Origin of the sequence: Streptomyces sp. BR1, assembly GCF_052373795.1 — a bacterium.
Lineage (GTDB): Bacteria > Actinomycetota > Actinomycetes > Streptomycetales > Streptomycetaceae > Streptomyces.
This window is the reverse complement of the sequence record NZ_CM126252.1, coordinates 2,107,387-2,128,494: the sequence shown is the minus strand read 5'-3', so window position 1 is coordinate 2,128,494 and position 21,108 is coordinate 2,107,387. Positions and strand designations below refer to the sequence as shown.

General features: G+C 70.6%; 18 protein-coding genes. 9 read left to right on the top strand and 9 right to left on the bottom strand.

All coding sequences use genetic code 11. The features are described from left to right. Position 1: 1 nt before the first annotated feature. From ACT1U9_RS08825 to mce, 4 genes are all read right to left on the bottom strand, one after another. Positions 2-1,012: an ABC transporter ATP-binding protein gene (locus tag ACT1U9_RS08825; protein WP_444537800.1), complete on the bottom strand. Its 1,011-nt coding sequence runs from the start codon at positions 1,010-1,012 to the stop codon at positions 2-4. A gap of 148 nt (positions 1,013-1,160) precedes the next feature. Then, entirely contained in the window at positions 1,161-2,099 is a 939-nt protein-coding gene (locus ACT1U9_RS08820) for a cellulose-binding protein (protein ID WP_188275720.1), read from the bottom strand. A 114-nt stretch (positions 2,100-2,213) separates the two neighbouring features. After that, positions 2,214-6,386, bottom strand: coding sequence for a polarized growth protein Scy (gene scy, locus ACT1U9_RS08815; protein ID WP_444537799.1), 4,173 nt, complete (start codon positions 6,384-6,386; stop codon positions 2,214-2,216). A 169-nt stretch (positions 6,387-6,555) separates the two neighbouring features. Continuing rightward, complete coding sequence (gene mce, locus ACT1U9_RS08810; protein WP_188275718.1) at positions 6,556-6,984, bottom strand: methylmalonyl-CoA epimerase; 429 nt, start codon at positions 6,982-6,984, stop codon at positions 6,556-6,558. Positions 6,985-7,123: 139 nt separating this feature from the next. Here mce and ACT1U9_RS08805 point away from each other — a divergent pair, with 139 nt between their 5' ends. Together ACT1U9_RS08805 and meaB are read left to right on the top strand one after the other, a co-directional pair. After that, positions 7,124-8,326, top strand: a complete 1,203-nt coding sequence (locus tag ACT1U9_RS08805; RefSeq protein ID WP_444537798.1) for an acetyl-CoA C-acetyltransferase — start codon at positions 7,124-7,126, stop codon at positions 8,324-8,326. 49 nt (positions 8,327-8,375) lie between these two features. Then, the gene (gene meaB, locus ACT1U9_RS08800; protein WP_444537797.1) at positions 8,376-9,335 is read left to right on the top strand and encodes a methylmalonyl Co-A mutase-associated GTPase MeaB; all 960 of its coding nucleotides are present in this window, start codon (positions 8,376-8,378) and stop codon (positions 9,333-9,335) included. A gap of 235 nt (positions 9,336-9,570) precedes the next feature. On the opposite strand, the gene ACT1U9_RS08795 is transcribed toward meaB, so the two are convergent. From ACT1U9_RS08795 to ACT1U9_RS08780, 4 genes are all read right to left on the bottom strand, one after another. Continuing rightward, positions 9,571-10,047, bottom strand: a complete 477-nt coding sequence (locus ACT1U9_RS08795; RefSeq protein ID WP_444537796.1) for a MarR family winged helix-turn-helix transcriptional regulator — start codon at positions 10,045-10,047, stop codon at positions 9,571-9,573. Between the two features lie 135 nt (positions 10,048-10,182). Next, positions 10,183-10,980, bottom strand: coding sequence for an AIM24 family protein (locus tag ACT1U9_RS08790; RefSeq protein ID WP_444537795.1), 798 nt, complete (start codon positions 10,978-10,980; stop codon positions 10,183-10,185). Beyond that, positions 10,977-11,627, bottom strand: a complete 651-nt coding sequence (locus ACT1U9_RS08785) for an AIM24 family protein (protein ID WP_444537794.1) — start codon at positions 11,625-11,627, stop codon at positions 10,977-10,979. The genes ACT1U9_RS08790 and ACT1U9_RS08785 overlap by 4 nt, the downstream gene beginning before the upstream one ends. After that, positions 11,627-12,265 carry an AIM24 family protein gene (locus ACT1U9_RS08780; protein WP_188275712.1) on the bottom strand — a complete coding sequence of 213 codons (639 nt, stop codon included), beginning with the start codon at positions 12,263-12,265 and terminating at the stop codon, positions 11,627-11,629. The genes ACT1U9_RS08785 and ACT1U9_RS08780 overlap by 1 nt, the downstream gene beginning before the upstream one ends. A 229-nt stretch (positions 12,266-12,494) precedes the next feature. Here ACT1U9_RS08780 and ACT1U9_RS08775 point away from each other — a divergent pair, with 229 nt between their 5' ends. From ACT1U9_RS08775 to ACT1U9_RS08760, 4 genes are all read left to right on the top strand, one after another. Beyond that, positions 12,495-12,836, top strand: a complete 342-nt coding sequence (locus tag ACT1U9_RS08775) for a DUF3817 domain-containing protein (protein WP_444537793.1) — start codon at positions 12,495-12,497, stop codon at positions 12,834-12,836. Then, positions 12,833-13,126, top strand: a complete 294-nt coding sequence (locus ACT1U9_RS08770) for an MTH1187 family thiamine-binding protein (RefSeq protein WP_444537792.1) — start codon at positions 12,833-12,835, stop codon at positions 13,124-13,126. Before ACT1U9_RS08775 ends, ACT1U9_RS08770 begins: the two co-directional genes overlap by 4 nt. A gap of 175 nt (positions 13,127-13,301) precedes the next feature. Then, positions 13,302-15,080: a glycosyltransferase family 2 protein gene (locus ACT1U9_RS08765; RefSeq protein ID WP_444537791.1), complete on the top strand. Its 1,779-nt coding sequence runs from the start codon at positions 13,302-13,304 to the stop codon at positions 15,078-15,080. 3 nt (positions 15,081-15,083) lie between these two features. Next, positions 15,084-17,039, top strand: a complete 1,956-nt coding sequence (locus tag ACT1U9_RS08760) for a galactose oxidase-like domain-containing protein (RefSeq protein ID WP_444537790.1) — start codon at positions 15,084-15,086, stop codon at positions 17,037-17,039. Positions 17,040-17,045: 6 nt separating this feature from the next. On the opposite strand, the gene ACT1U9_RS08755 is transcribed toward ACT1U9_RS08760, so the two are convergent. Beyond that, positions 17,046-18,080: a glycoside hydrolase family 6 protein gene (locus ACT1U9_RS08755; protein WP_444537789.1), complete on the bottom strand. Its 1,035-nt coding sequence runs from the start codon at positions 18,078-18,080 to the stop codon at positions 17,046-17,048. Between the two features lie 158 nt (positions 18,081-18,238). Here ACT1U9_RS08755 and ACT1U9_RS08750 point away from each other — a divergent pair, with 158 nt between their 5' ends. The 3 genes from ACT1U9_RS08750 to ACT1U9_RS08740 all read left to right on the top strand — a co-directional run bounded on the left by ACT1U9_RS08750 (position 18,239) and on the right by ACT1U9_RS08740 (position 21,009). Then, complete coding sequence (locus ACT1U9_RS08750) at positions 18,239-18,748, top strand: MarR family winged helix-turn-helix transcriptional regulator (RefSeq protein ID WP_444537788.1); 510 nt, start codon at positions 18,239-18,241, stop codon at positions 18,746-18,748. A gap of 148 nt (positions 18,749-18,896) precedes the next feature. Then, positions 18,897-19,235, top strand: a complete 339-nt coding sequence (locus tag ACT1U9_RS08745) for a DUF3817 domain-containing protein (protein ID WP_444537787.1) — start codon at positions 18,897-18,899, stop codon at positions 19,233-19,235. 73 nt (positions 19,236-19,308) lie between these two features. After that, on the top strand, positions 19,309-21,009 hold the full coding sequence (locus ACT1U9_RS08740) for an acyl-CoA mutase large subunit family protein (RefSeq protein WP_444537786.1): 1,701 nt from the start codon (positions 19,309-19,311) through the stop codon (positions 21,007-21,009). The last annotated feature ends 99 nt before the right edge of the window (positions 21,010-21,108 follow it).

Here is a 21,108-nt window from a genome sequence, read left to right as displayed (position 1 = left end):
GTCAGACCCCCTCGCCCTGGGAGGCGGCGTTTTCGGCGCGAGCCCGGTAGCTCTCGCCCCAGTTCGGCGCGGGTGCCTCGGGGGTCCCGGGCGGGCCGTGGGCGGTGTCCGAGTGGGCGTGGTACTCCACCGACGCCGCCGTCATCTGCATGAACGCCTCCTCCAGGGACGCCTGCTGGCCGGAGAGTTCATGCAGCACGATCTGGTGCTGGGCGGCCAGTTCGCCGAGCCGCTCGATCCTGCCGTTGTCGATCTCCAGGGCGCCGTCGGCGGTCTGCGTCACGGTGATCCCGGCCCGGCTCAATACGTCGAGCAGGTGTTCCCACTGGGGGGAGCGAAGTCGTACGAAACTCCGAGAATTCTGGCGAATGAAATCTGCCATCGATGTATCGGCGAGCAGTCGCCCCTGCCCGATAACGATCAAGTGATCCGCCGTGAGCGCCATTTCGCTCATCAGGTGAGACGACACGAAGATCGTTCTGCCTTCGGCGGCGAGGGCTTTCATGAGATTGCGGATCCAGTGAATTCCCTCGGGGTCCAGACCATTGACGGGTTCGTCGAACATCAGGATCTCGGGGTCGCCGAGCAGCGCGGACGCGATTCCCAGGCGCTGGCCCATGCCGAGCGAGAAGCCCTTCGACTTCTTCTTCGCGACCGGCGTGAGACCCACCGTGTCCAGGACCTCCGCGACCCGCCGTTCGGGGATCCGGTTCGACTGGGCGAGGCAGAGCAGGTTGTTGTACGCGCTGCGGCCGCCGTGCATCGCCTTGGCGTCCAGCAGCGCCCCGATGTACTTCAGCGGCTCGTCGAGGTCGCGGTAGTGGCGGCCGTCGATGCGCACCGTGCCGCTGGTCGGGTTGTCGAGATCGAGCATCATGCGCATCGTGGTGGACTTGCCGGCGCCGTTGGGGCCCAGGAACCCGGTCACCACACCCGGTCTGACCTGGAAGGACAGGTCGTCGACCGCGACTTTGGAACCGAAGCGCTTGGTAAGACCCGCTAGCTCGATCATGGAGCCACGCTAAACGCGGACAAAGCCCCCCGCCACTTGTGTGACGGGGGGCTTTGTGCCGTACCGATACGTCCCGTACCACCGCGTGCCGTACGCATACGGTGGGCGCGGACGCAGCCCACGGGGGAGGAGCTGCGGCCGCTGCGGACTAGCGGGACTGCTGGGCCGGGACGCCGCGCGAGACGGGCTCGTCGTCGACCGGGGAACCGGCGGCGGCCACGGCCGCACCGGTCAGCGTCGCCAGCATCTCGCGGACGTTGGTCAGCTGCGCGTTGATCGAGTCGCGGCGGTTGGTGAGCGCCGCCAGCTCCCGCTCGGATTCCGAACGGATGCGGTCGGCCTTGGCGTTGGCGTCCGCCACGATGTCCTCGGCCTGGCGCTGGGCCGTCTCGACCGTCTGACGGGCCCGGCGCTCCGCGTCCGTACGCAGCTTCTCGGCCTCCAGGCGCAGCTGCTCCGCGCGGTGCTCGATCTCCGCGAGGCGCTTCTCGGCCTTGGCCTGACGCGACGCCAGGTCGCGCTCGGACTGCTCGCGGCGCTTGGCGAGGTTCGTCTCGAAGTCGGCGGCGGCCTGCGCGGCCTTGGCGCGGGTCTCCTCGAAGAGGGCGTCCGCCTCCTCGCGCTTGGACTGCGCGTCCTTCTGGGCCTCGGTGCGCAGCTGGGAGGCGTCACCCTTCGCCTTCTCGACGATGCGGACGCCCTCGTCCTCCGCCTTCGCCTTGCGCTCGGCGGCGAACGATTCTGCGTCGTTGCGCACCTGCTGGGCCGCCGACTCGGCGAGCTCACGGTGCTGCTCGGCGGCCCGGCGGGCCTCCTCGCGCAGGTCCTTCGCCTCTTCCTCGGCGAGACGGAGGATCTTCTCGACCCGCGCGCCGAGGCCCGCGTACGACGGCTCCGCGTCGCTCACCTGGGCCTGGGCGTTCTGCGTTTCGAGGTGCAGCTCCTCGATGCGCTTTTCCAGAGAAGTGATCCGTGCCAGAGCGCTGTCACGGTCGGCGACGAGCTTGGTAATGCGGTCGTCCACCTGACCGCGGTCGTAACCACGCCGCACGAGCTCGAAGCCGAAGGGGGAGGAAGTGTCGCTCATGGGGTTCCTGTCGAATGAGACCGGTGAGGTGATAGGGGGAATCCTAGGGGCCCAGGCGGCGTGTCATCGAGCGGATGCCCGTTTGATCTGGAGAATTACCAGCCTTTTGAGTGGCTACCCCTCCGAAGACTTGCCACTCGAACGTGTACTTCCCGCCGCCGCCCCCGCCTTGGCCGCCTCCTTGCCCGCGGCCTTGCCGCCCAAGGACGGGGCCTCGAAAGACTCCAACGCCTCAAGTACGTCCTGGACACGGGAGATCTCTGCATTGATGTCCGCGCGCCGCCTGACCAGCACGTCCAGCTCGCGCTTGCCCTCGTCGACGGTGCGCTTGGCCTCCGCCTCCGCGTCGTCGCGCAGCTTCGTCGCCTCGCGGATCAGCTCGGCCTTCTTGGCCTCGGCCTCCTTGAGCAGCCCCTCCGCCTTCTTGACGGCGGCGATACGGACCTTGCTCGCCTCGGAGTTGGCGTCCGACAGAAGTTCCTTGGCCTTCGCCTCGGCCTCGACGGTCTGCTCGGTGGCCGCCGTGACCAGCTTGTCGACGCGCTCGCCCGCCGTCTTCATCTGCTCGGCGCTCTCCCGCCGGGCCCGCTCGTGCAGCTCCTCGATCTCCGACTCGGTCCGCGCGCGCACCTCTTCGGTGCGCTCCCTTATGGCGGTGGCGTCGGTGCGGGCACCGGCCAGCAGCTCGTCCGCGTCCGTACGGGCCTTCTCCACCAGGGAGTTGCCCTCCACGGTCGCCTCGGAGACGATCCGTTCGGCCTCCTTGCGGGCGGCGCCCACCATCGTGTCGGCCTGCTCCTCGGCCAGAGTCGCCGCGAGCAGGGCCTCCTCCTGCGCCTTGTTGATGAGCTGGTCGGCCTGCTCGGCCGCGTCGGAGCGGCGCTTGGCCGCGGCCGTACGGGCCTCGTCGAGCAGCCGGTCGGACTCCTCGCGGGCCTCCGTACGGGTCTGCTCGGCGGCCTCCTCGGCCTGGATACGCGTCTTGTCGGCCTCCGCGCGGATGCGCTGGGCGGCCTGCTGGGCGGAGCCCACGGTCTCGGCGGCCTCGGCACGCAGCCGCTCCGCCTCCCCGTTCGCCTCGGTGAGGACGCGCTCGGCCTCCGCGCCCGCCTCGGCAAGGATCCGCTCGGCCTCGCTGCTCGCCTCGCCGATGAGCTGGTCGGCCTGCTCGGCGGCGTCCGCACGGCGCTTGTCGGCGGCCTGACGGGCCTCGTCGAGCAGCCGCTCCGACTCCGTACGGGCCTCGCCCACCAGCTGTTCGGCCTCGGCCCGCGCCTCGGCGACGGTCTGCTCGGCCTCGGCGGCCGCGGCCCCGAGCGTCGAACCGGCGTCCGCGCGCGCCTCGGTGGTGACCAGCTCGGCGTAGGTGTCGGCCTCGGAGGTGGTGCGCTCGGCCTGCGCGGTCGCCTCGGCGAGGAGCCGGTCGTGCTCCGACTGGCCCTCGTCGCGCAGCTGCTGGGCCTCCGTGAGCAGCCGCTCGGCGGTCGCCGTCGACTCGGCGGCGAGCAGCTCGGCCTGCGAAGTCGCCTCGGTGACCAGGCGGTCGGCCTGGCTCGCGGCGTCGCTGCGGATGCGGTTGGCGTCCTCGCGGGCGTCCGCCCGGGTGCGCGCGGCGTCCTGCTCGGAGGAGGCGAGCGCGTCGGAGGCCTCGGTGCGCATCCGCTGCGCGTACTCGGACGCGTCCGAACGGGCCTTCTCCGCCTCGGCGATGGCGTCCGCCATCGTCCGCTCGGCGAGCGCCTTGGCGGCCTCGGCCTCCTCGGTCGCGCGCTCACGGGTGCGGTTGGCGTCCTCGGTGGCGCGCTCGCGCTCGGCGTAGGCGTCGGCGCGGACCCGGTCCGCCTCCTCCTGCGCCTCGTTCCTGGTCCGCTCGGCGACGTGCTCGGCGGTGGAGCGCAGACCCGCGATCTCCTGCTCGGCCTCCTCGCGCAGCCCCGACACCGAGTCCCGCACCTGCTGGGCGGTCTGCTCGGCGGCCGCCACCAGCTCGGTGGCGCGCCGGTCGGCCTCCTCGCCGAGCCGCTGCGCCTCGGCCTGCGCCTCCTCGACCCGGCGACGGGCCGAGGCGAGCAGTTCCTCGCTCTGCTCGCGGGCCTGCGCCCGCTCCGAATCGGCCTCGGCGCGCGCCGAGTTCAGCGTCTCCTCGGCCTCGCGGCGACGCCGCGTCGCCTCCTCCTGGGCGGCGGCCAGCGCCTCGGCGGCCTCGGCGCCGACCCGCTCGGCGGCGGCCGCGGCCTCCGCGCGCATCCGGTCGGCGGTGTCCTGGGCCTCGCTCTTGAGCCGCTCGGCCTCGGCGGCCGCCTCGGACCGCAGGCGTACGGCCGCGCTCTCCGCCTCCGCGCGGGTGCCCGAGGCGTCGGAGGCGGCCTCGGTGCGCAGCCGCTCGGCCTCCTGCTCGGCCTGTGCCTGGAGCGTACGGACGCGCTCGGCGGCCTCGGTGCGCAGCCGCTCGGTCTCCTCGGCGGCCTCGCGGCGGATGCGCTCGCTCTCGGCGCGCGCCTCGGTCAGGGCCTGGTCGGCGGAGGTGTGCCGCTGCTCGGCCTCGGTGTGCAGCCGGGTCAGCTCGTCGGCGGCCTCGGCCTGGCGGGCGGCGACGGCCCGCTCGGTCTCCTCGCGCAGCCCAACGGCCGCCTGTTCGGCGGACGTACGGGTGGACTCGGCGTGCTCCTCGGCCTCGGCGCGCATCCGCTCGGCCTCGGCGCGGGTGCGCTCCAGGGTCTCCTCGGCCTGCTTGCGCAGCGTGGTGGCCCGCTCCAGTGCCTCGTTGCGTACGCGCTCGGACTCGGTGCCCGCGGAGGTGCGCAGCTCCTCGGCGTCCGCCTTCGCCTTGGTCAGCAGCTCCTCGGCGGTCCTGGCCGCCTCCTCGATCTGCTGGACGCCCTCGCGGCGGGCCTCGCCCCGGATGCGCTCGCCCTCGGCGACCGCCTCGGCCCGCAACTGCTCGGCCTCGCCGCGCAGCCGACGCGCCTCCTCCTGGAGCTCGACCGTCTTGGCCCGGTACTCCTTGGTGTCGTCCTTGGCCGCGCCCTTGAGCTCGACGGCCTGCTCCTCGGCCTGCGAGCGCAGCCGCTCGGCCTCCGCCTCGGCCTCGCGGCGGATCCGCTCGGCCTCCTCGGACGCCTTGCGGGTGGTCTCCTGGGCGTCCGCGGACGCCTTGGTGAGGACTTCCTCGGCGCTGCGGGCGGCCTTGGCGAGCTGGGCCGCGGTGTCCTCGGCGGCGCTGGTGCGGGCGTTGTCGGCGGCCTCCGCGACCAGCCGCTCGGCCTCGGCGCGCGCGTCGTCGCGGGCCTGCTGGGCCTCGGCCTTGAGGGCCTCGGCCTCCTGGGTCGCCTCGGCCACCAGGCGGGCGACCTCGGTCCTGGCGGTACGGGTGCGCTGCTCGCTGGCCGACTCGGCGCCCGCGAGCTGCTTGCTCGCCGAGTCCTTCGCCTCGGTGAGGACCTTGTCGGCCTCGGCGCGCGCCTCGCGCAGCGCGGTCTCGGCCTCCTGCATCCGCTGCTCGGCGGCCCGGCTCAGCTCGGCGGCCTGCTGGCGCGCCTGGTCGGCCTCGGCGGTGGTGGACGAACGCAGCTGCTCGGCGTGGGAGGTGGCCTCCTGGGCCTGTGCGGAGGCGGCGTTGAGCAGGCGCTCGGCGTCCTTGCGGGCGCGCAGCAGGGTCGCCTCGGCCTCGGCACGGGCCGACTCGGCCTCGGCGACCAGGCGTTGACGGGCCTCTTCTGCGACCCGGGCGGCCTCCGCGCGGGCGGCGGCCAGCGACGCCTCGCTCTCGGCGCGCGACTCGTCGAGCAGCCGGCGGGCCTGCGCCTCGGTACGGGCGCGCAGCTGCTCGGCCCACGCCACGTTCTCGTTGACGTGCGACTCGACGGTCGCGCGGCGCTCGGCCAGCTCCTGGTCGAGCCGCTGGCGGCGGTTGACCGCCTCCGCGTGCAGCTCGGCCTGGAGCCGGGCCTGGTGCTCGGCGTGCTCCTGGAGGATGCGCTGGGTCTGCGCCCGGGCGTCGCGCAGCTCGCGCTCGGCGTCGGTGCGCAACTGCTCGGCCTGCATCTGGGCGTTGCGCAGCATCTGTTCGGCCTGGTAGCCGATGTCCGCCGTGTCGTAGGCAGGGCGAGTCGCGAGGTTGCGGCGCGCCTCGTGCAGCTTGGCGCGCAGCACCTCGACCTGGTAGCCGAGGTCCTCGGCGTGCTGAACGGCCTTCTCCCGCTCGGTCTTCAGCCGGTCCATCTCGGCCTCGAACCGCGAGAGGTGGTCGTCAGGCCGGTGGCTGTCCTGGCGTTCGTAGCCCCGCACTGCGCGGTCCCATCCGTCCCCTGGTCGCGAACACTGCCCGTACGAGCACCGTCCGACGACGGACGGGCCCCCGGTGAATGGTGTCAGATCGACAAGGGGGCGTGGGTCCCAGGCCCCGACCCGACCCCGGCCCGGAACCGCCCACTGTACCGGCCCCGGAATGCGGGGGTCAGTGCTCCGTTGCCGAGGTGACCAGTTCGGTCAGTACGCCGTGGCAGTCCTTGGGGTGCAGGAACGTGATGCGGGAGCCCATCGAACCGATGCGCGGCTCGTCGTAGAGGACCCGGACGCCCTTGTTCCGGATGGCCTCGGCGTCGCCGTCGACGTCGGCCGTGCCGAAGGCGATGTGGTGCACTCCTTCGCCGTTCTTGGCCAGCCACTTGCCCACCGCGGAGTCCTCCCGGGTGGGCTCCAGGAGCTGGAGGTACGAGGCGCCGCCGTCCGACGTACCGTTGATCTTGAGCATGGCCTCGCGCACGCCCTGCTCCTCGTTGACCTCGGAGTGGAACACCTCGAATCCGTACGTAGCACGATAGAACTCGACGGTCTTGTCGAGGTCGAAACAGGCGATCCCGATGTGGTCGATTCGCGTCAGCATGGGTCCAGTGCAGCGCCCCGGGAGGTGGTTACGCAACGTGCGCGCGATCACACCGGCTGGCCGGTGACGCCGCCGGTACCGCTCAGTACATTTCCAGTAAACCCTCGTTCACTTCTCACCTCCCAAGGGGCTGTGCCTCATGTCTGGAACGACCGGTACCACTTCAGTGATCGTCGCGGGCGCCCGGACGCCCATGGGCCGACTCCTCGGCTCGCTCAAGACCTTCTCGGGCGCCGACCTCGGCGGCGTCGCCATCAAGGCCGCGCTCGACCGGGCCGGCATCGGCGGCGACCAGGTCCAGTACGTGATCATGGGCCAGGTGCTCCAGGCCGGCGCGGGCCAGATCCCGGCCCGCCAGGCGGCCGTCAAGGCCGGCATCCCGATGAACGTGCCCGCGCTCACGATCAACAAGGTCTGCCTCTCGGGCCTGGACGCGATCGCGCTCGCCGACCAGCTCATCCGCGCGGGCGAGTTCGACATCGTGGTGGCCGGCGGCCAGGAGTCGATGACCAACGCCCCGCACCTGCTGCCGAAGTCCCGCGAGGGCTACAAGTACGGCGCGATCGAGATGCTGGACGCGATGGCGCACGACGGTCTGACCGACGCCTTCGAGAACATCGCCATGGGCGAGTCCACCGAGAAGCACAACGCGCGCCTGGGTATCCAGCGCGCCGACCAGGACGAGATCGCGGCGCTCTCGCACCAGCGCGCGGCCGCCGCCCAGAAGAACGGGCTCTTCGAGGCCGAGATCACCCCGGTCGAGATCCCGCAGCGCAAGGGCGAGCCGGTGGTCTTCGCCAAGGACGAGGGCATCCGCGCCGAGACCACGGCCGAGTCGCTCGGCAAGCTGCGCCCGGCGTTCGCCAAGGACGGCACCATCACGGCCGGCACCTCCTCGCAGATCTCGGACGGCGCGGCCGCGGTCGTCGTCATGTCCAAGGCCAAGGCCGAGGAGCTGGGCCTGGAGTGGATCGCGGAGATCGGGGCGCACGGCAACGTGGCGGGCCCGGACAACTCGCTCCAGTCGCAGCCCTCCAACGCCATCAAGCACGCGCTCGGCAAGGAGGGCATCGGCGTCGAGGACCTCGACCTCATCGAGATCAACGAGGCGTTCGCGGCGGTCGCGGTGCAGTCGATGAAGGACCTCGGGGTGTCCCCGGAAAAGGTGAACGTCAACGGTGGCGCGATCGCCCTGGGCCACCCGATCGGCATGTCCGGCGCGCGCGTGGTGCTCCACCTCGCGCTCGAACTCAAGCGCCGGGGCGGCGGCACGGGCGCGGCCGCGCTGTGCGGCGGCGGCGGCCAGGGCGACGCGCTGATCATCAAGGTGCCCGGCAAGTAGGCGCCACTCCCGTACGTACGCACTGATCCCTGAACCGAACGGAGCGGCAATGGTGGACGTCCCCGAACTGGTGGCCCGGGCGAGGGAGGGCAGGCCGCGTGCGGTGGCCCGGCTGATCTCGCTGGTCGAGGGGGCGTCCCCGCAACTGCGCGAGGTGATGGCGCAGTTGGCTCCGCTGACGGGCGGTGCGTACGTGGTGGGGCTCACGGGGTCGCCGGGTGTCGGCAAGTCGACATCCACCTCGGCGCTGGTGACGGCGTACCGGCGGGCGGGCAAGCGGGTCGGGGTCCTGGCGGTCGACCCGTCCTCGCCGTTCTCGGGCGGCGCGCTGCTCGGCGACCGGGTCCGCATGTCCGACCACGCCTCGGACCCCGGGGTCTACATCCGCTCCATGGCCACCCGTGGCCACCTGGGCGGCCTTGCCTGGGCCGCCCCGCAGGCGATCCGTGTCCTCGACGCGGCGGGGTGCGAGGTGATCCTGGTGGAGACGGTCGGCGTGGGCCAGTCGGAGGTGGAGATCGCCTCCCAGGCGGACACGTCGGTGGTGCTCCTCGCCCCCGGCATGGGCGACGGGATCCAGGCCGCGAAGGCGGGAATCCTGGAGATCGGCGACGTATACGTGGTGAACAAGGCGGACCGGGACGGCGCCGACGCCACCGCCCGGGAGCTGAACCACATGCTGGGCCTCGGGGAGTCCCGGGGGCCCGGTGACTGGCGTCCGCCGATCGTCAAAACGGTCGCCGCCCGTTCCGAGGGCATCGACGAGGTGGTCGAGGCGCTGGAGAAGCACCACGCGTGGATGGCCGAGCGGGGGGTGCTGGCGGAGCGGCGCCTCGCGCGGGCGGCGCGGGAGGTCGAGACGATCGCGGTCACGGCCCTGCGCGAGCGCATCGGCGACCTCCACGGCGACCGCCGCCTCTCCGCCCTGGCGTCCCGCATCGTCGAGGGCACCCTGGACCCGTACGCGGCGGCGGACGAGCTGGTGGCGGGCTTGACGTCCGGGGGCTGATTTCCCCCACCCCACCCCTTCCCGAAAGCCTCCGGCGGATGTCATTTCGGCCGTACGCCGGTGGGGGCTGAGCGCGCAGTTCCCCGCGCCCCTAACTACCTAGGGGCGCGGGGAACTGCGCGAGCAACCCAGCGCGATCCGCAGACAAACGGGGCCGGGGTCCAGGGGCGCAGCCCCGCTTGCCCATTACCCACCCCGGCCGGGGTCCGGGGGCGCAGCCCCCGGGAAATCCGCCCTACAACTTGCCGCGGTGGCCGCGCAGATGGTCCGCCACCGGACCCAGCGCGGACCGCAGGTCCGAGAGCGCGTCGCTCGACAGCAGGTCGATGAAGTGCTTGCGCACCGACGCGACATGGTGCGGCGCGACCTTCTCCATGGTCTCCGCCCCCGTCTCGGTCAGCACCGCGAACAACCCCCGCCGATCCGACTCGCAGTTCTCCCGCCGCACCAGACCCGCGTTCTCCATCCGCGTGATCTGATGCGAGAGTCGGCTCTTGGACTGAAGGGTCGCGGCGGCGAGGTCGCTCATCCGCAGCCGCTGCCCCTCGGCCTCCGAGAGGTTGACCAGGATCTCGTAGTCGTTGTTGGTCAGGCCGAACGGCTGCAGGTCCTTTTCCATCTGGTGCGTCAGCATCCTGTTGACGTCCAGATAGGTACGCCAGGCGCACTGCTCGCTATCGGTCAGCCAGTTGGTGGCCGTCTCGGTCTCCATATGTGGATTCTACCTAAGAAGTTGAATTCTGAACGAAGCCTGGGAGTGTGACGCCCCGCACGCACCGGCACAAGGGTCGTGGTCAGCGCCCGGCAAGGGTGCACGCGTTCGACGTCACACTCCGCAGACTACCGCTCACAGGCCGAAGCGACGCTGGAGGTCCCCGAGCTGGCCGGGAAGGCGCGGTGCCGAACCCGCCTGACCGTGCTGGCCGCCAGGCGCCCCGCCACCCGGAACGCCCGGCTCCCGGGGCACTTCCCCGGTGCTCTGCTCGGCCATCAGCACTTCGGTCGACTGGAGCAGGACCGTTCCGGCGCCCACGAACTCGAACTGGTGCTCCTCGCCGGAGGTGCCCCCGAGGCCCGTGAGTGACCGGATTCCGCCCAACACACCGGTCATATAGGCATGATCGTAGTGGTGGCAGGGCGACGGACAGTCCGCCCAGCCGACCAGCGCCTGCGGGTCGACCCGGATCGGCGGCTCCATGAAGACCACCGGCCCGTTCGAGGCCGCCACGAACTTCCCGGTCCCGATCAGCGTCAGAAAGCCCGGCACGATCGACTGCTTCAGCGCCAGTGTCGGCTGGTACGCGAGCAGGTTCCCGGCCCGGATCGTCAGGTTGCCGTCCTCCAGGTCGTACGAGTTCACATCGAAGGCCCGGTCCGCGAGCAGCATCTTGCCGGAGCCGTCCGCGACCACCCAGTCGCTGGCGTGCAGCGGCGAGTGGAAGCTGGTGCGCAGCAGCCGGTCCAGGCGCCCGTGGCCGATGCCGTTGAACTCGATCCGCCCGTAATAGGCGATCATCTTGCCCTTCTGCAGGAACCACTGGCTCGATTTGAGCTCCACGCAGAAGGTGTACTTGTTGACGTTGTCGTCAGAAGGCAGCGAGTACGGGTCGAAGATCGACGGGCCACCTGGCTGAGGGGTGTTCACAGCTTCTCCTCCGAGGCCTGGACGTACACCGCGCCGCTGCCGGACAGTTCGAGCTGGAACGCCTCGCCCGAACCCCGGCCCACCATGTCGCGCCAGCCGAGCGCCGTGGAGAGCTTGTTGCGTACGTCTCCGTGGTGCGCCACATACGCCTGCGGGTCGACGTGGACCGGGCGCTGCGGGGTGATCGGCAGCTCGATCACGCCGCCGTGCGCCATCACGGCCGCCGCGCCGTGGCCCTTCAGCGTGGTGGTGAACAGGCCCTGGCCGGTCACCTGGCCCCGGACCATGCCCATGACCCCGCCCTGAGAGCCCATGAACATCGTGCCCTGCTGGAGCGTCCCGTCGAAGGCGAGCAGCCGGTCCGCCTCCACATAGAGCGTGTCCCCGGCGAGGTTGATGACCTGGATGTGGTGGCCGCCGTGGCCGAACATCACCGTGCCGTTGCCCTCGACCGTCATCAGCGGGGTCGCCTCGTTGGCCACCCGCCGGCCGATCATCGACATGAACCCGCCCTGGCCGCCCTGGATGTTGGGCGTGAAGGACACGTCGCCCTTGTACGCGAGCATCGCGCCGCGCTGGCTGAACATCTTCTGGCCGGGGGCCACCGTGGCCTCGACCATCTTGGAGTTGATCTCACGGAACGGCATCAGAGCTCGCCCCCGATGGTGTTGCGCTCGCTGGGCTGCACGTACACCAGGCCCTCGCCCTCGAACCGGATCTGGAACGCCTCGCCCGAGCCCTCGCCCAGGAAGGTGCGGAAGGTCACCCCGGACTGGAAGTGCTGCTGGAGGTTGCCCTGGTGCGCGATGTAGGCGCCGGGGTCGACGGAGAGCGGGTACTGGGCGCTCACCCGCAGCACCACGGCCGGGCCGTCCGACATGATCGCGGCCTGGCCGTGGCCCTCGACCGTGGTGGTGAACAGGCCGTTGCCCTGGCTCGCGCCACGCAGCCCGGTGAAGGTGGTGCCGGTGCGCAGCCCCGCGTCCGTGGCGAGCAGATTGCTCGCCTCCACGTAGAGCTTGTCGCCCTGGAGCGAGACCAGGTTGATCTCACTGGCCCGGTCCGCGAAGTAGCAGGTGCCGTTTCCCTTCACCTCCATCACGGTCATCGATTCGCCGGTGAGACGGCGGGTCACCATGCCGCGCAGGCCCTCACCGCCGCCGGTCATCTTCTTGAAGGTCATCTGGCCGTCATAGGCCACCATCGAGCCGTTCTTCGCCTTGACGGCGTCGCCGGTCATCTCGACGGCCAGCATTTTGCTGCCTTGGAGTCGGAACGTTGCCACGGGGTGAAGGTAGCGGCCCGCCGCCCCGCCCGGACAGGGCCCTGGGGATGATCCCGCCCCTGGTCGGACCCGGATCCGGGCACTCGCCTCCGCCCCGGCCCGACCCCCGCCAAGATCCCCCCGCCACCGATGTCACAATAGGGAACGTTTGTGCTTGCGTTCACAAGCCCCGCTCGCAAGCCCGGCCGCACGCCCCGCCCGTCCGACCCCTCCCACCGAAGGTGCCCCCGTGGACATCAAGACCGCATCCGCGTTCCACCGTCTCCGACTGGTCTCGGCCCCGGAGGCCGTCTCCTTCCTGCTGCTGCTCGTCTGCTCGGTGCTGAAGCGGACGACCGACATCAACGCCGTCCCGGTGATGGGCGCCATCCACGGCATCCTCTTCATCCTGTACGTGATCTTCTGGGCGGACGCCTGGAACAAGGCGAAGTGGCCCGCGAAGACCGCCGCCCTGTTCTTCGTCCTGTCCGTGCTGCCGTTCGGCGGCTTCGTGGCCGAGCGCAAGCTCAAGCGCCAGGCCACGGACGCGGTCATCGCCGCCCGCGCCCGCAAGGAAGGCGTGGTCGCGTGATCGTCGCCTTCTCGGTCACCCCGCTGGGTGTCGGCGAGGACGTCGGGGAGTACGTCGCCGACGCCGTACGGGTCGTCCGCGAGTCGGGTCTGCCCAACCGCACCGACGCCATGTTCACCTCCATCGAGGGGGAGTGGGACGAGGTGATGGACGTGGTGAAGCGGGCCGTCGCCGCCGTAGAGGCCCGCGCCCCGCGCGTCTCGGTCGTCCTGAAGGCGGACATCCGCCCGGGCGTCACCGACGGCCTCACCTCCAAGGTGGACACGGTGGAGCGCCACCTCTCCGCCTGAGCCCCGCAGTTCGAGCCCCCGGCCGCCGCCCCCGGCAACCGGGGGCTCTGCCGTGCGCCGACCCTGTACGTACCGCCTAAACCAAGATCGCTCACTCGGAGTACTCCGCTCGACACGCCGAAGAATATCCACTTCTGTAGGGATATCTACCTGGCTCGATCAGCTGGAGGGCACAGTGCGGTCGGAGAGTACGTCGGAGCACTACGACTACGAGACCCACAGCCGGCTCGCCGGACCGCTCACGGAACCGGACAGGCTGGCCTACCGCGTGCGGTACCGAAGTCTCCTCTCCAGTGAGCCCCGCCGAATACGCGCCGTCCTGCTGATGACGCTGGCGCCCGTGCTCACCGCGGTCCTGCTGGTCTACCTCGTGTGGCCGACCCACTGGGTGGAGCGCGAGGGCGGCGACGAGTGGCTGGTCGCCCTGGACATCGCGATGCTCGTCGCCATCGGCCTGATCGAGTTCTTCATGGTCGTCAACGTCCTCTCGATCGCCCACGCCACGATGGTCGCCCGCGACCCCATACCCGTGGTCCCCGAGCCAGGCACCCGGGTCGCCTTCCTCACCACGTACGTGCCCGGCAAGGAACCCATATCCATGGTCCGGGCCACCCTCGAAGGCGCGGTCCGGCTGCACCACACCGGCCCCCTCGACGTCTGGCTGCTCGACGAGGGCGACGACGCCCGGGCCAAGGCGCTCTGCGAGGAGCTGGGGGTGCGCCACTTCACCCGCAGCGGCGTCCCCGACTGGAACCAGGACAAGGGCCCCCACAAGGCCCGTACCAAACACGGCAACTACAACGCCTGGCTGGCCATGCACGGCCGGTCCTACGACTTCTTCGCCTCCGTCGACACCGACCATGTGCCGCTCCCCAACTTCCTGGAGCGGATGATGGGCTACTTCCGCGACCCGGACGTCGCGTTCGTGGTCGGACCGCAGGTGTACGGGAACTACGACTCGCCCGTGACCAAGGCCGCCGAGTCCCAGCAGTTCCTCTTCCACGCGCTGATCCAGCGGGCCGGCAACCGCTACCGCGCCCCGATGTTCGTCGGCACCAACAACATCGTCCGCATCACCGCGCTCATCCAGGTCGGCGGGCTCTACGACTCGATCACCGAGGACATGGCCACCGGCTTCGAGCTGCACCGCCGCAAGAACCCCAAGACCGGCCACTTCTGGAGATCGGTCTACACCCCGGACGTGCTGGCCGTCGGCGAGGGCCCGGAGTCCTGGACCGACTTCTTCACCCAGCAGACGCGCTGGTCGCGCGGTACGTACGAGACGCTGCTCAGGCAGTACTGGAAAGCGCCGTTCCGCGTTCCGCCCGGGCGGCTCCTCTCGTACACCCTGATGCTCGTCTACTACCCGATGACCGCCGTCAACTGGCTGCTCGGCATGGTCAGTTGCGTGCTCTTCCTGTGGTTCGGGGCCTCCGGCACCCAGGTCTCCGCCTCCGTCTGGCTGATGCTCTACAGCGACGCGGCCGCGCTCCAGATCGGGCTCTACCTCTGGAACCGCCGCCACAACGTCTCGCCGCACGAGCCCGAGGGGTCCGGCGGGCTCGCCGGGATGGGGATGTCCGCGCTCTCGGCGCCGATCTACCTCCAGTCGCTCGGCTCGGCGCTGCTGCGCACCCGGGGCCGGTTCGTCGTCACCCCCAAGGGCGACGAGGCCAGCCCCGACCGGCTGTGGACGTTCCGGATCCATCTGTTCTGGGCAGCCGTGCTCGTCACCTCGCTCGGCGCCTCTGTCGTCTACCGGCACACCCACGCGGCGATGCGCACCTGGGCCGTGCTCGCCCTGGCCATCGCGCTCGCCCCGGTCGCGGTCTGGTCCCTGACCACCGTGCGCGAACGCGCCGCCGCCCGCCGGCGCGCGGCCACCGAGCCCGCCGAGGCGGAGGCCCCGCTCACCGCCGCCGCACCGGCCGCCACGACGACCGGAGGGAACTGACCCATGGCCTACCGGCCCTCGAAGCAGATGAAGAAGACGCTGCTCGGCGGTGGCGCGGTCGTGCTGCTCGCCGGGCTCAACGCCCCGGCCGCGCTCTCCTTCGCCGAGGAGCAGTACCACGCGTACCAGATCCGCCGGCCCGACTACATGCGCAAGTACGGCGCCTGGGACTCCGTCGACATCCCCGCGAAGTACCGCACCAACGCGATCCACGCGGCCCTGCTGCACACCGGCAAGGTCCTCATCATCGCGGGCTCCGGCAACAAGCAGGAGAAGTTCGACGCGGGCTCCTTCGACACCGTGCTGTGGAACCCGAAGGACAACACCTTCAAGAAGGTCCACACCCCCGAGGACTTCTTCTGCGGCGGCCACGCCCAACTCCCCGACGGCCATCTCCTGGTGGCGGGCGGCACCGCGCGCTACGAGGTCCTGGACGGCCATGTGAAGCGGGCCGCGGGCGGCATGCGCGTCAAGAACGAGAACCCGGAGAAGGACGTCACCATCAAGAAGGGGACCAGGTTCCGCTCCCCGTCCGGCGTCGAGTACGTGGCGAAGTTCGACGTGACCGTGCCGAGGGCCAAGCGCGAGTTCGAGGTCAGCTACTTCGCGACCGGCCAGATGAAGCCCTGGAAGACCAAGGTCACCGCCGCCGAGGCACGGGTCTTCGTGGAAGCCGTCGCCGACGGGCCGAAGTCGGTCGCCACCGACCAGGTCCAGTACGAGATCGAGGGCCTCAAGGGCCACGACGCCGACAACACGTACGGGCTCGCCGAGAAGATCACCATGGAGAAGCAGGACTTCCAGGGGATCCGCGCGGCCTACGAGTTCGACCCCAAGGCCGAGAAGTACGTGCCCGTCGCGCCGATGCAGCAGGCGCGCTGGTACCCGACGCTCACCACCCTCCAGGACGGCAAGGTGCTCGCCGTCTCCGGGCTCGACGACGTCGGCACGATCCTCGCGGGCGACAACGAGATCTACGACCCGAAGACCAAGAAGTGGGGCAAGGGGCCGTTCCGCTACTTCCCCACGTACCCCTCGCTCTTCCTCACCAAGAGCGGCAAGCTCTTCTACTCCGGCGCCAACGCGGGCTACGGACCGGCCGACAAGGGCCGGGAGCCGGGGCTTTGGGACGTGACGACCAACACCTTCAAGAAGATCGACGGCCTCGGCGACCGCGACCAGACCGAGACGGCCAGCTCACTGCTGCTGCCGCCGGCCCAGAACCAGAAGTTCATGATCCTGGGCGGCGGCGGGGTCGGCGAGTCCAAGAAGTCCACCCCGCGCACCGCCCTGATCGACCTCAAGGAGAACAGCCCCGCGTTCAAGACCGGGCCCGAACTCCCGCAGGGCACGCGGTACTTGAACAGCGTCATCCTCCCCGACGACTCGGTCTTCACCAGCGGCGGCTCCGAGGACTACCGGGGACGCGGCGGCAGCAACATCCTCAAGGCCCAGTTCTACGACCCCCGGGCCAACGCCTTCCGCGAGGCCGCCGACCCGACGGTCGGCCGCAACTACCACTCCGAGGCGCTGCTGCTGCCCGACGGCCGGGTCGCCACCTTCGGCTCCGACTCGCTCTTCGGCGACAAGGACAACACCAAGCTCGGCAGGTTCGAGCAGCGGATGGAGGTCTACACCCCGCCGTACCTCTACCGGGACAAGGAGAAGCGGCCCGCGCTCGGCGACGGGCCGGAGGCGGTCGGCCAGGACCGGAGAGCCACGTTCAAGGCCGAGCACCCCGAGCGGATCGCGAAGGCGCGCCTGATGCGGCCGAGCGCGGTCACCCACACCACCGACGTCGAGCAGCGCTCGATCGACGTGGGCCTGACCAAGGACCGCAACTCGGTGACGGTGACGGTGCCGCGCGACAAGGCCCTGGTCCCGCCCGGCTGGTACATGCTCTTCGTCACGGACACGGAGGGAACGCCGTCCGAGGCGAAGTGGCTGCTGGTGGACTGAAGGCTTTTACGTTTTGGCGCGGCGGGCCAGCCCCAGTGCGTAATCCGGCCACCAGGCGCCCGCCGCCGGGCCGCCCCGGCAGGTGCCGTCCGAGTCGCCGGGCCGCTTGATCCAGAGATACGCGTCGACCAGCGGGAAGCCGGTACTGGCGGTCGGCGGCGTGCCCAGGGCGCGGCCCGGCGGGTTGCACCACGCCTGGTTGCGGTCGTCGAGCAGCGGCCCCGCCCCGTTGCGGCTGGTGTCGACGACGAAGTGCTTGCCGCCGAGGCCCTGGGAGACCTTCGTGCCGTACGCGCGTACGGCGTCGTCGGTCTGGAAGTTGGAGACGTTCAGCGCGAACCCGTCGGCCCGGGCGACCCCGGCCCGGGCCAGCGGCTCGACGAGCTTGTTCGGGTCGGGGATCCAGGCCGGGTTGCCCGCGTCCAGGTAGACCTTGGTGTTGGGCAGCTTCTTGAAGTGGTCGACCGCCTCGTTGAGCAGCTGGTAGCGCTCGTCCCAGTGCTCGGGCGTGGTGCAGCCGTCGACCATGTGCGCCACCGCGTCCGGCTCCAGGACCACGATCGCCTTGGCGTCGCCGATGGCCTCGCCGAACATGCCGTACCAGGTGCGGTACGCGGCCACGTCCGGGGCGCCGCCCGCCGAGAGACCGCCGCAGTCGCGGTGCGGGATGTTGTACGCGACGAGCAGGATGGTCCGCTGGTCCTTGGCGGCGCCCGCGACCGCGGCGCGGATGCCGGGCCGCGGGTCGTCCCAGGCGGCCCAGAGCGCCGTCGGCCGGTCCGCGATCCGCCGCAGCGCCTCGGCGTCGGCCGTGCGGCCCTCGCCCTCCCAGATTTTGATCTGCTTGGCCGCGCTGCTGTCCGGGTCCACCCAGAACGGGCCTCCGGGAGCGGGCTCGGCGCCCTCGCCGGAGGACCGCCCCTGGGCGGCGGGGGTGGCGGTGCCGGGGCCCGGGTCGGCGGAGCCGGAGCAGCCGACGGTGAGGGCGAGGAGGGCGACGGCGGCGAGCAGCCTGCCGGGCCGGGAGATGTGCCGGGACATTCGGCCCCTTGGGGTCACGGGCGTACACGGGACAGCGACAATCGTGACATAACGGTCACCGTCCGCAGCGGAGCGCCACGGGTCGTACGCGGGCCGAAGTGTGAGCCGAAGTGTGAGACGGGGCTGACCGGCATGTGACCAGTCGGTAAGGTCAATGCGTGCCGAAGCCGCTCAGCCTCCCGTTCGACCCCATCGCCCGCGCCGACGAACTCTGGCAGCAGCGGTGGGGGCCGGTGCCCTCGATGGGCGCGATCACCTCGATCATGCGCGCGCACCAGATCCTGCTCGCGGAAGTCGACGCGGTGGTGAAGCCGTACGGGCTGACGTTCGCGCGGTACGAGGCGCTGGTGCTGCTCACCTTCTCCAAGGCGGGGGAGCTGCCGATGTCGAAGATCGGCGAGCGGCTCATGGTCCACCCCACGTCCGTGACCAATACCGTCGACCGGTTGGTCCGGTCCGGCCTGGTCGACAAGCGGCCCAATCCGAACGACGGGCGGGGCACGCTCGCGTCCATCACGGACAAGGGGCGCGAGGTCGTCGAGAGCGCGACGCGGGATCTTATGGAGATGGACTTCGGGCTGGGCGTCTACGACTCGGAGGAGTGCGGCGAGATTTTCGCGTTGCTGCGGCCCCTTCGGGTTGCAGCGCGCGACTTCGAGGACCAGTAGTCAGGGGTGCGCTTCAGTCTGCGGGCCGTCGTGGGCTGGTCGCGCCCACGCGGCGGAGCCGCAAATGTCACAGCCCCGCGCCCCTGAAGGCAAAAGGCAACAGGGGCCCGGCCAAGATCGCATTCGCACGGCCGTTACGCTCGTAGGCATGAAAAAGAGCGTGCTGACCCGGTACCGGGCGATGGCCTACATCACGGGCGTCCTTCTCGTCCTGCTGACCTTGGGCGTCATCGCCAAGTACGTGCTGGACATGAACGGTGCCGCGGACTTCACCAAGATCGTGGGCATCGCGCACGGCTGGCTGTACGTGATCTACCTCGTGGTCGCGTTCGACCTGGGGTCCAAGGCGAAGTGGCCGGTCGGGAAGCAGCTCTGGGTCCTGCTCGCGGGCACGATTCCCACCGCCGCGTTTTTCGTCGAGCGCAAGGTCTCCCGTGAGGTAGAGGCCCTGGTCACGGACGCGGCGCCGGTCGCGGCCAAGGCGTAACCCCACCGCCCACGGAGAACCGCGGGCGGTCGGCCATCGACATTTACTAGGACGTCCTAGTAAATTCGAAGGTATGGACGCTGACGCCATCGAGGAAGGCCGCCGTCGCTGGCAGGCCCGTTACGACAAGGCCCGCAAGCGGGACGCGGACTTCACCACGCTCTCCGGGGACGAGGTCGAGCCGGTCTACGGCCCCCGCCCCGGCGACACCTACGAGGGCTTCGAGCGGATCGGGTGGCCCGGCGAGTACCCGTACACGCGCGGGCTGCACGCCACCGGCTACCGGGGGCGTACGTGGACGATCCGGCAGTTCGCCGGGTTCGGCAACGCCGAGCAGACCAACGAGCGCTACAAGATGATCCTCGCGGCGGGCGGCGGCGGCCTCTCGGTCGCGTTCGACATGCCGACCCTGATGGGCCGCGACTCCGACGACCCGCGCTCGCTGGGCGAGGTCGGGCACTGCGGTGTCGCCATCGACTCGGCCGCCGACATGGAGGTCCTGTTCAAGGACATCCCGCTCGGTGACGTCACCACGTCCATGACGATCAGCGGCCCGGCCGTCCCGGTCTTCTGCATGTACCTGGTCGCCGCCGAGCGCCAGGGCGTCGACCCGGCGATCCTCAACGGCACGCTCCAGACGGACATCTTCAAGGAGTACATCGCGCAGAAGGAGTGGCTCTTCCAGCCCGAGCCGCATCTGCGCCTGATCGGCGACCTGATGGAGCACTGCGCGCAGGGCATCCCCGCGTACAAGCCGCTCTCGGTCTCCGGCTACCACATCCGCGAGGCGGGCGCGACGGCCGCGCAGGAGCTGGCGTACACGCTGGCGGACGGTTTCGGTTACGTGGAGCTGGGGCTGTCGCGCGGTCTCGACGTGGACGTCTTCGCCCCCGGCCTCTCCTTCTTCTTCGACGCCCACCTCGACTTCTTCGAGGAGATCGCCAAGTTCCGCGCCGCGCGCCGGATCTGGGCGCGGTGGATGAAGGAGGTGTACGGGGCGAAGTCCGACAAGGCGCAGTGGCTGCGCTTCCACACCCAGACCGCCGGTGTCTCGCTGACCGCGCAGCAGCCGTACAACAACGTCGTACGTACGGCGGTGGAGGCGCTGTCCGCCATCCTCGGCGGCACCAACTCGCTGCACACCAACGCCCTGGACGAGACCCTCGCCCTGCCGAGCGAGCAGGCCGCCGAGATCGCCCTGCGCACGCAGCAGGTGATCATGGAGGAGACGGGTGTGGCCAATGTGGCCGACCCGCTGGGCGGCGCCTGGTACGTGGAGCAGCTCACCGACCGCATCGAGGCGGACGCGGAGAAGATCTTCGACCAGATCAAGGAGAGGGGTACCCGGGCGCACCCCGACGGCCGGCACCCCATCGGGCCGATCACCTCGGGCATCCTGCGCGGGATCGAGGACGGCTGGTTCACCGGGGAGATCGCGGAGTCGGCGTTCCAGTACCAGCGGTCCCTGGAGAAGGGCGACAAGCGGGTCGTGGGCGTCAACGTCCACCACGGCTCGGTCACCGGAGACCTGGAGATCCTGCGGGTCAGCCACGAGGTGGAGCGCGAGCAGGTCCGTGTCCTGGGCGACCGCAAGGCGGGTCGTGACGAGGTGGCGGTGCGGGCTGCTTTGGATGCGATGCTCGCCTCCGCGCGCGACGGCTCGAACATGATCGCGCCGATGCTCGACGCGGTGCGCGCGGAGGCCACACTGGGCGAGATCTGCGGGGTGCTGCGCGACGAGTGGGGCATCTATACGGAGCCGGCGGGGTTCTAGGCGCGGCTTGACTTGTGGCCGGTCGCGCAGTTCCCCGCGCCCCTGGGTATTTAGGGGCGCGGGGAACTGCGCGCTCAGCCCCCACGTCCCGCAGCCGAA

Coding starts and splice junctions, on each gene's coding strand:
- ACT1U9_RS08785 (WP_444537794.1), bottom strand. CDS start 11,627: ATGCCGTTCCGTGAGATCAACTCCAAGATGGTCGAGGCCACGGTGGCC.
- meaB (WP_444537797.1), top strand. CDS start 8,376: ATGGTGGACGTCCCCGAACTGGTGGCCCGGGCGAGGGAGGGCAGGCCG.
- ACT1U9_RS08755 (WP_444537789.1), bottom strand. CDS start 18,080: ATGTCCCGGCACATCTCCCGGCCCGGCAGGCTGCTCGCCGCCGTCGCC.
- ACT1U9_RS08795 (WP_444537796.1), bottom strand. CDS start 10,047: ATGGAGACCGAGACGGCCACCAACTGGCTGACCGATAGCGAGCAGTGC.
- ACT1U9_RS08805 (WP_444537798.1), top strand. CDS start 7,124: ATGTCTGGAACGACCGGTACCACTTCAGTGATCGTCGCGGGCGCCCGG.
- ACT1U9_RS08760 (WP_444537790.1), top strand. CDS start 15,084: ATGGCCTACCGGCCCTCGAAGCAGATGAAGAAGACGCTGCTCGGCGGT.
- ACT1U9_RS08825 (WP_444537800.1), bottom strand. CDS start 1,012: ATGATCGAGCTAGCGGGTCTTACCAAGCGCTTCGGTTCCAAAGTCGCG.
- mce (WP_188275718.1), bottom strand. CDS start 6,984: ATGCTGACGCGAATCGACCACATCGGGATCGCCTGTTTCGACCTCGAC.
- ACT1U9_RS08740 (WP_444537786.1), top strand. CDS start 19,309: ATGGACGCTGACGCCATCGAGGAAGGCCGCCGTCGCTGGCAGGCCCGT.
- ACT1U9_RS08745 (WP_444537787.1), top strand. CDS start 18,897: ATGAAAAAGAGCGTGCTGACCCGGTACCGGGCGATGGCCTACATCACG.
- ACT1U9_RS08820 (WP_188275720.1), bottom strand. CDS start 2,099: ATGAGCGACACTTCCTCCCCCTTCGGCTTCGAGCTCGTGCGGCGTGGT.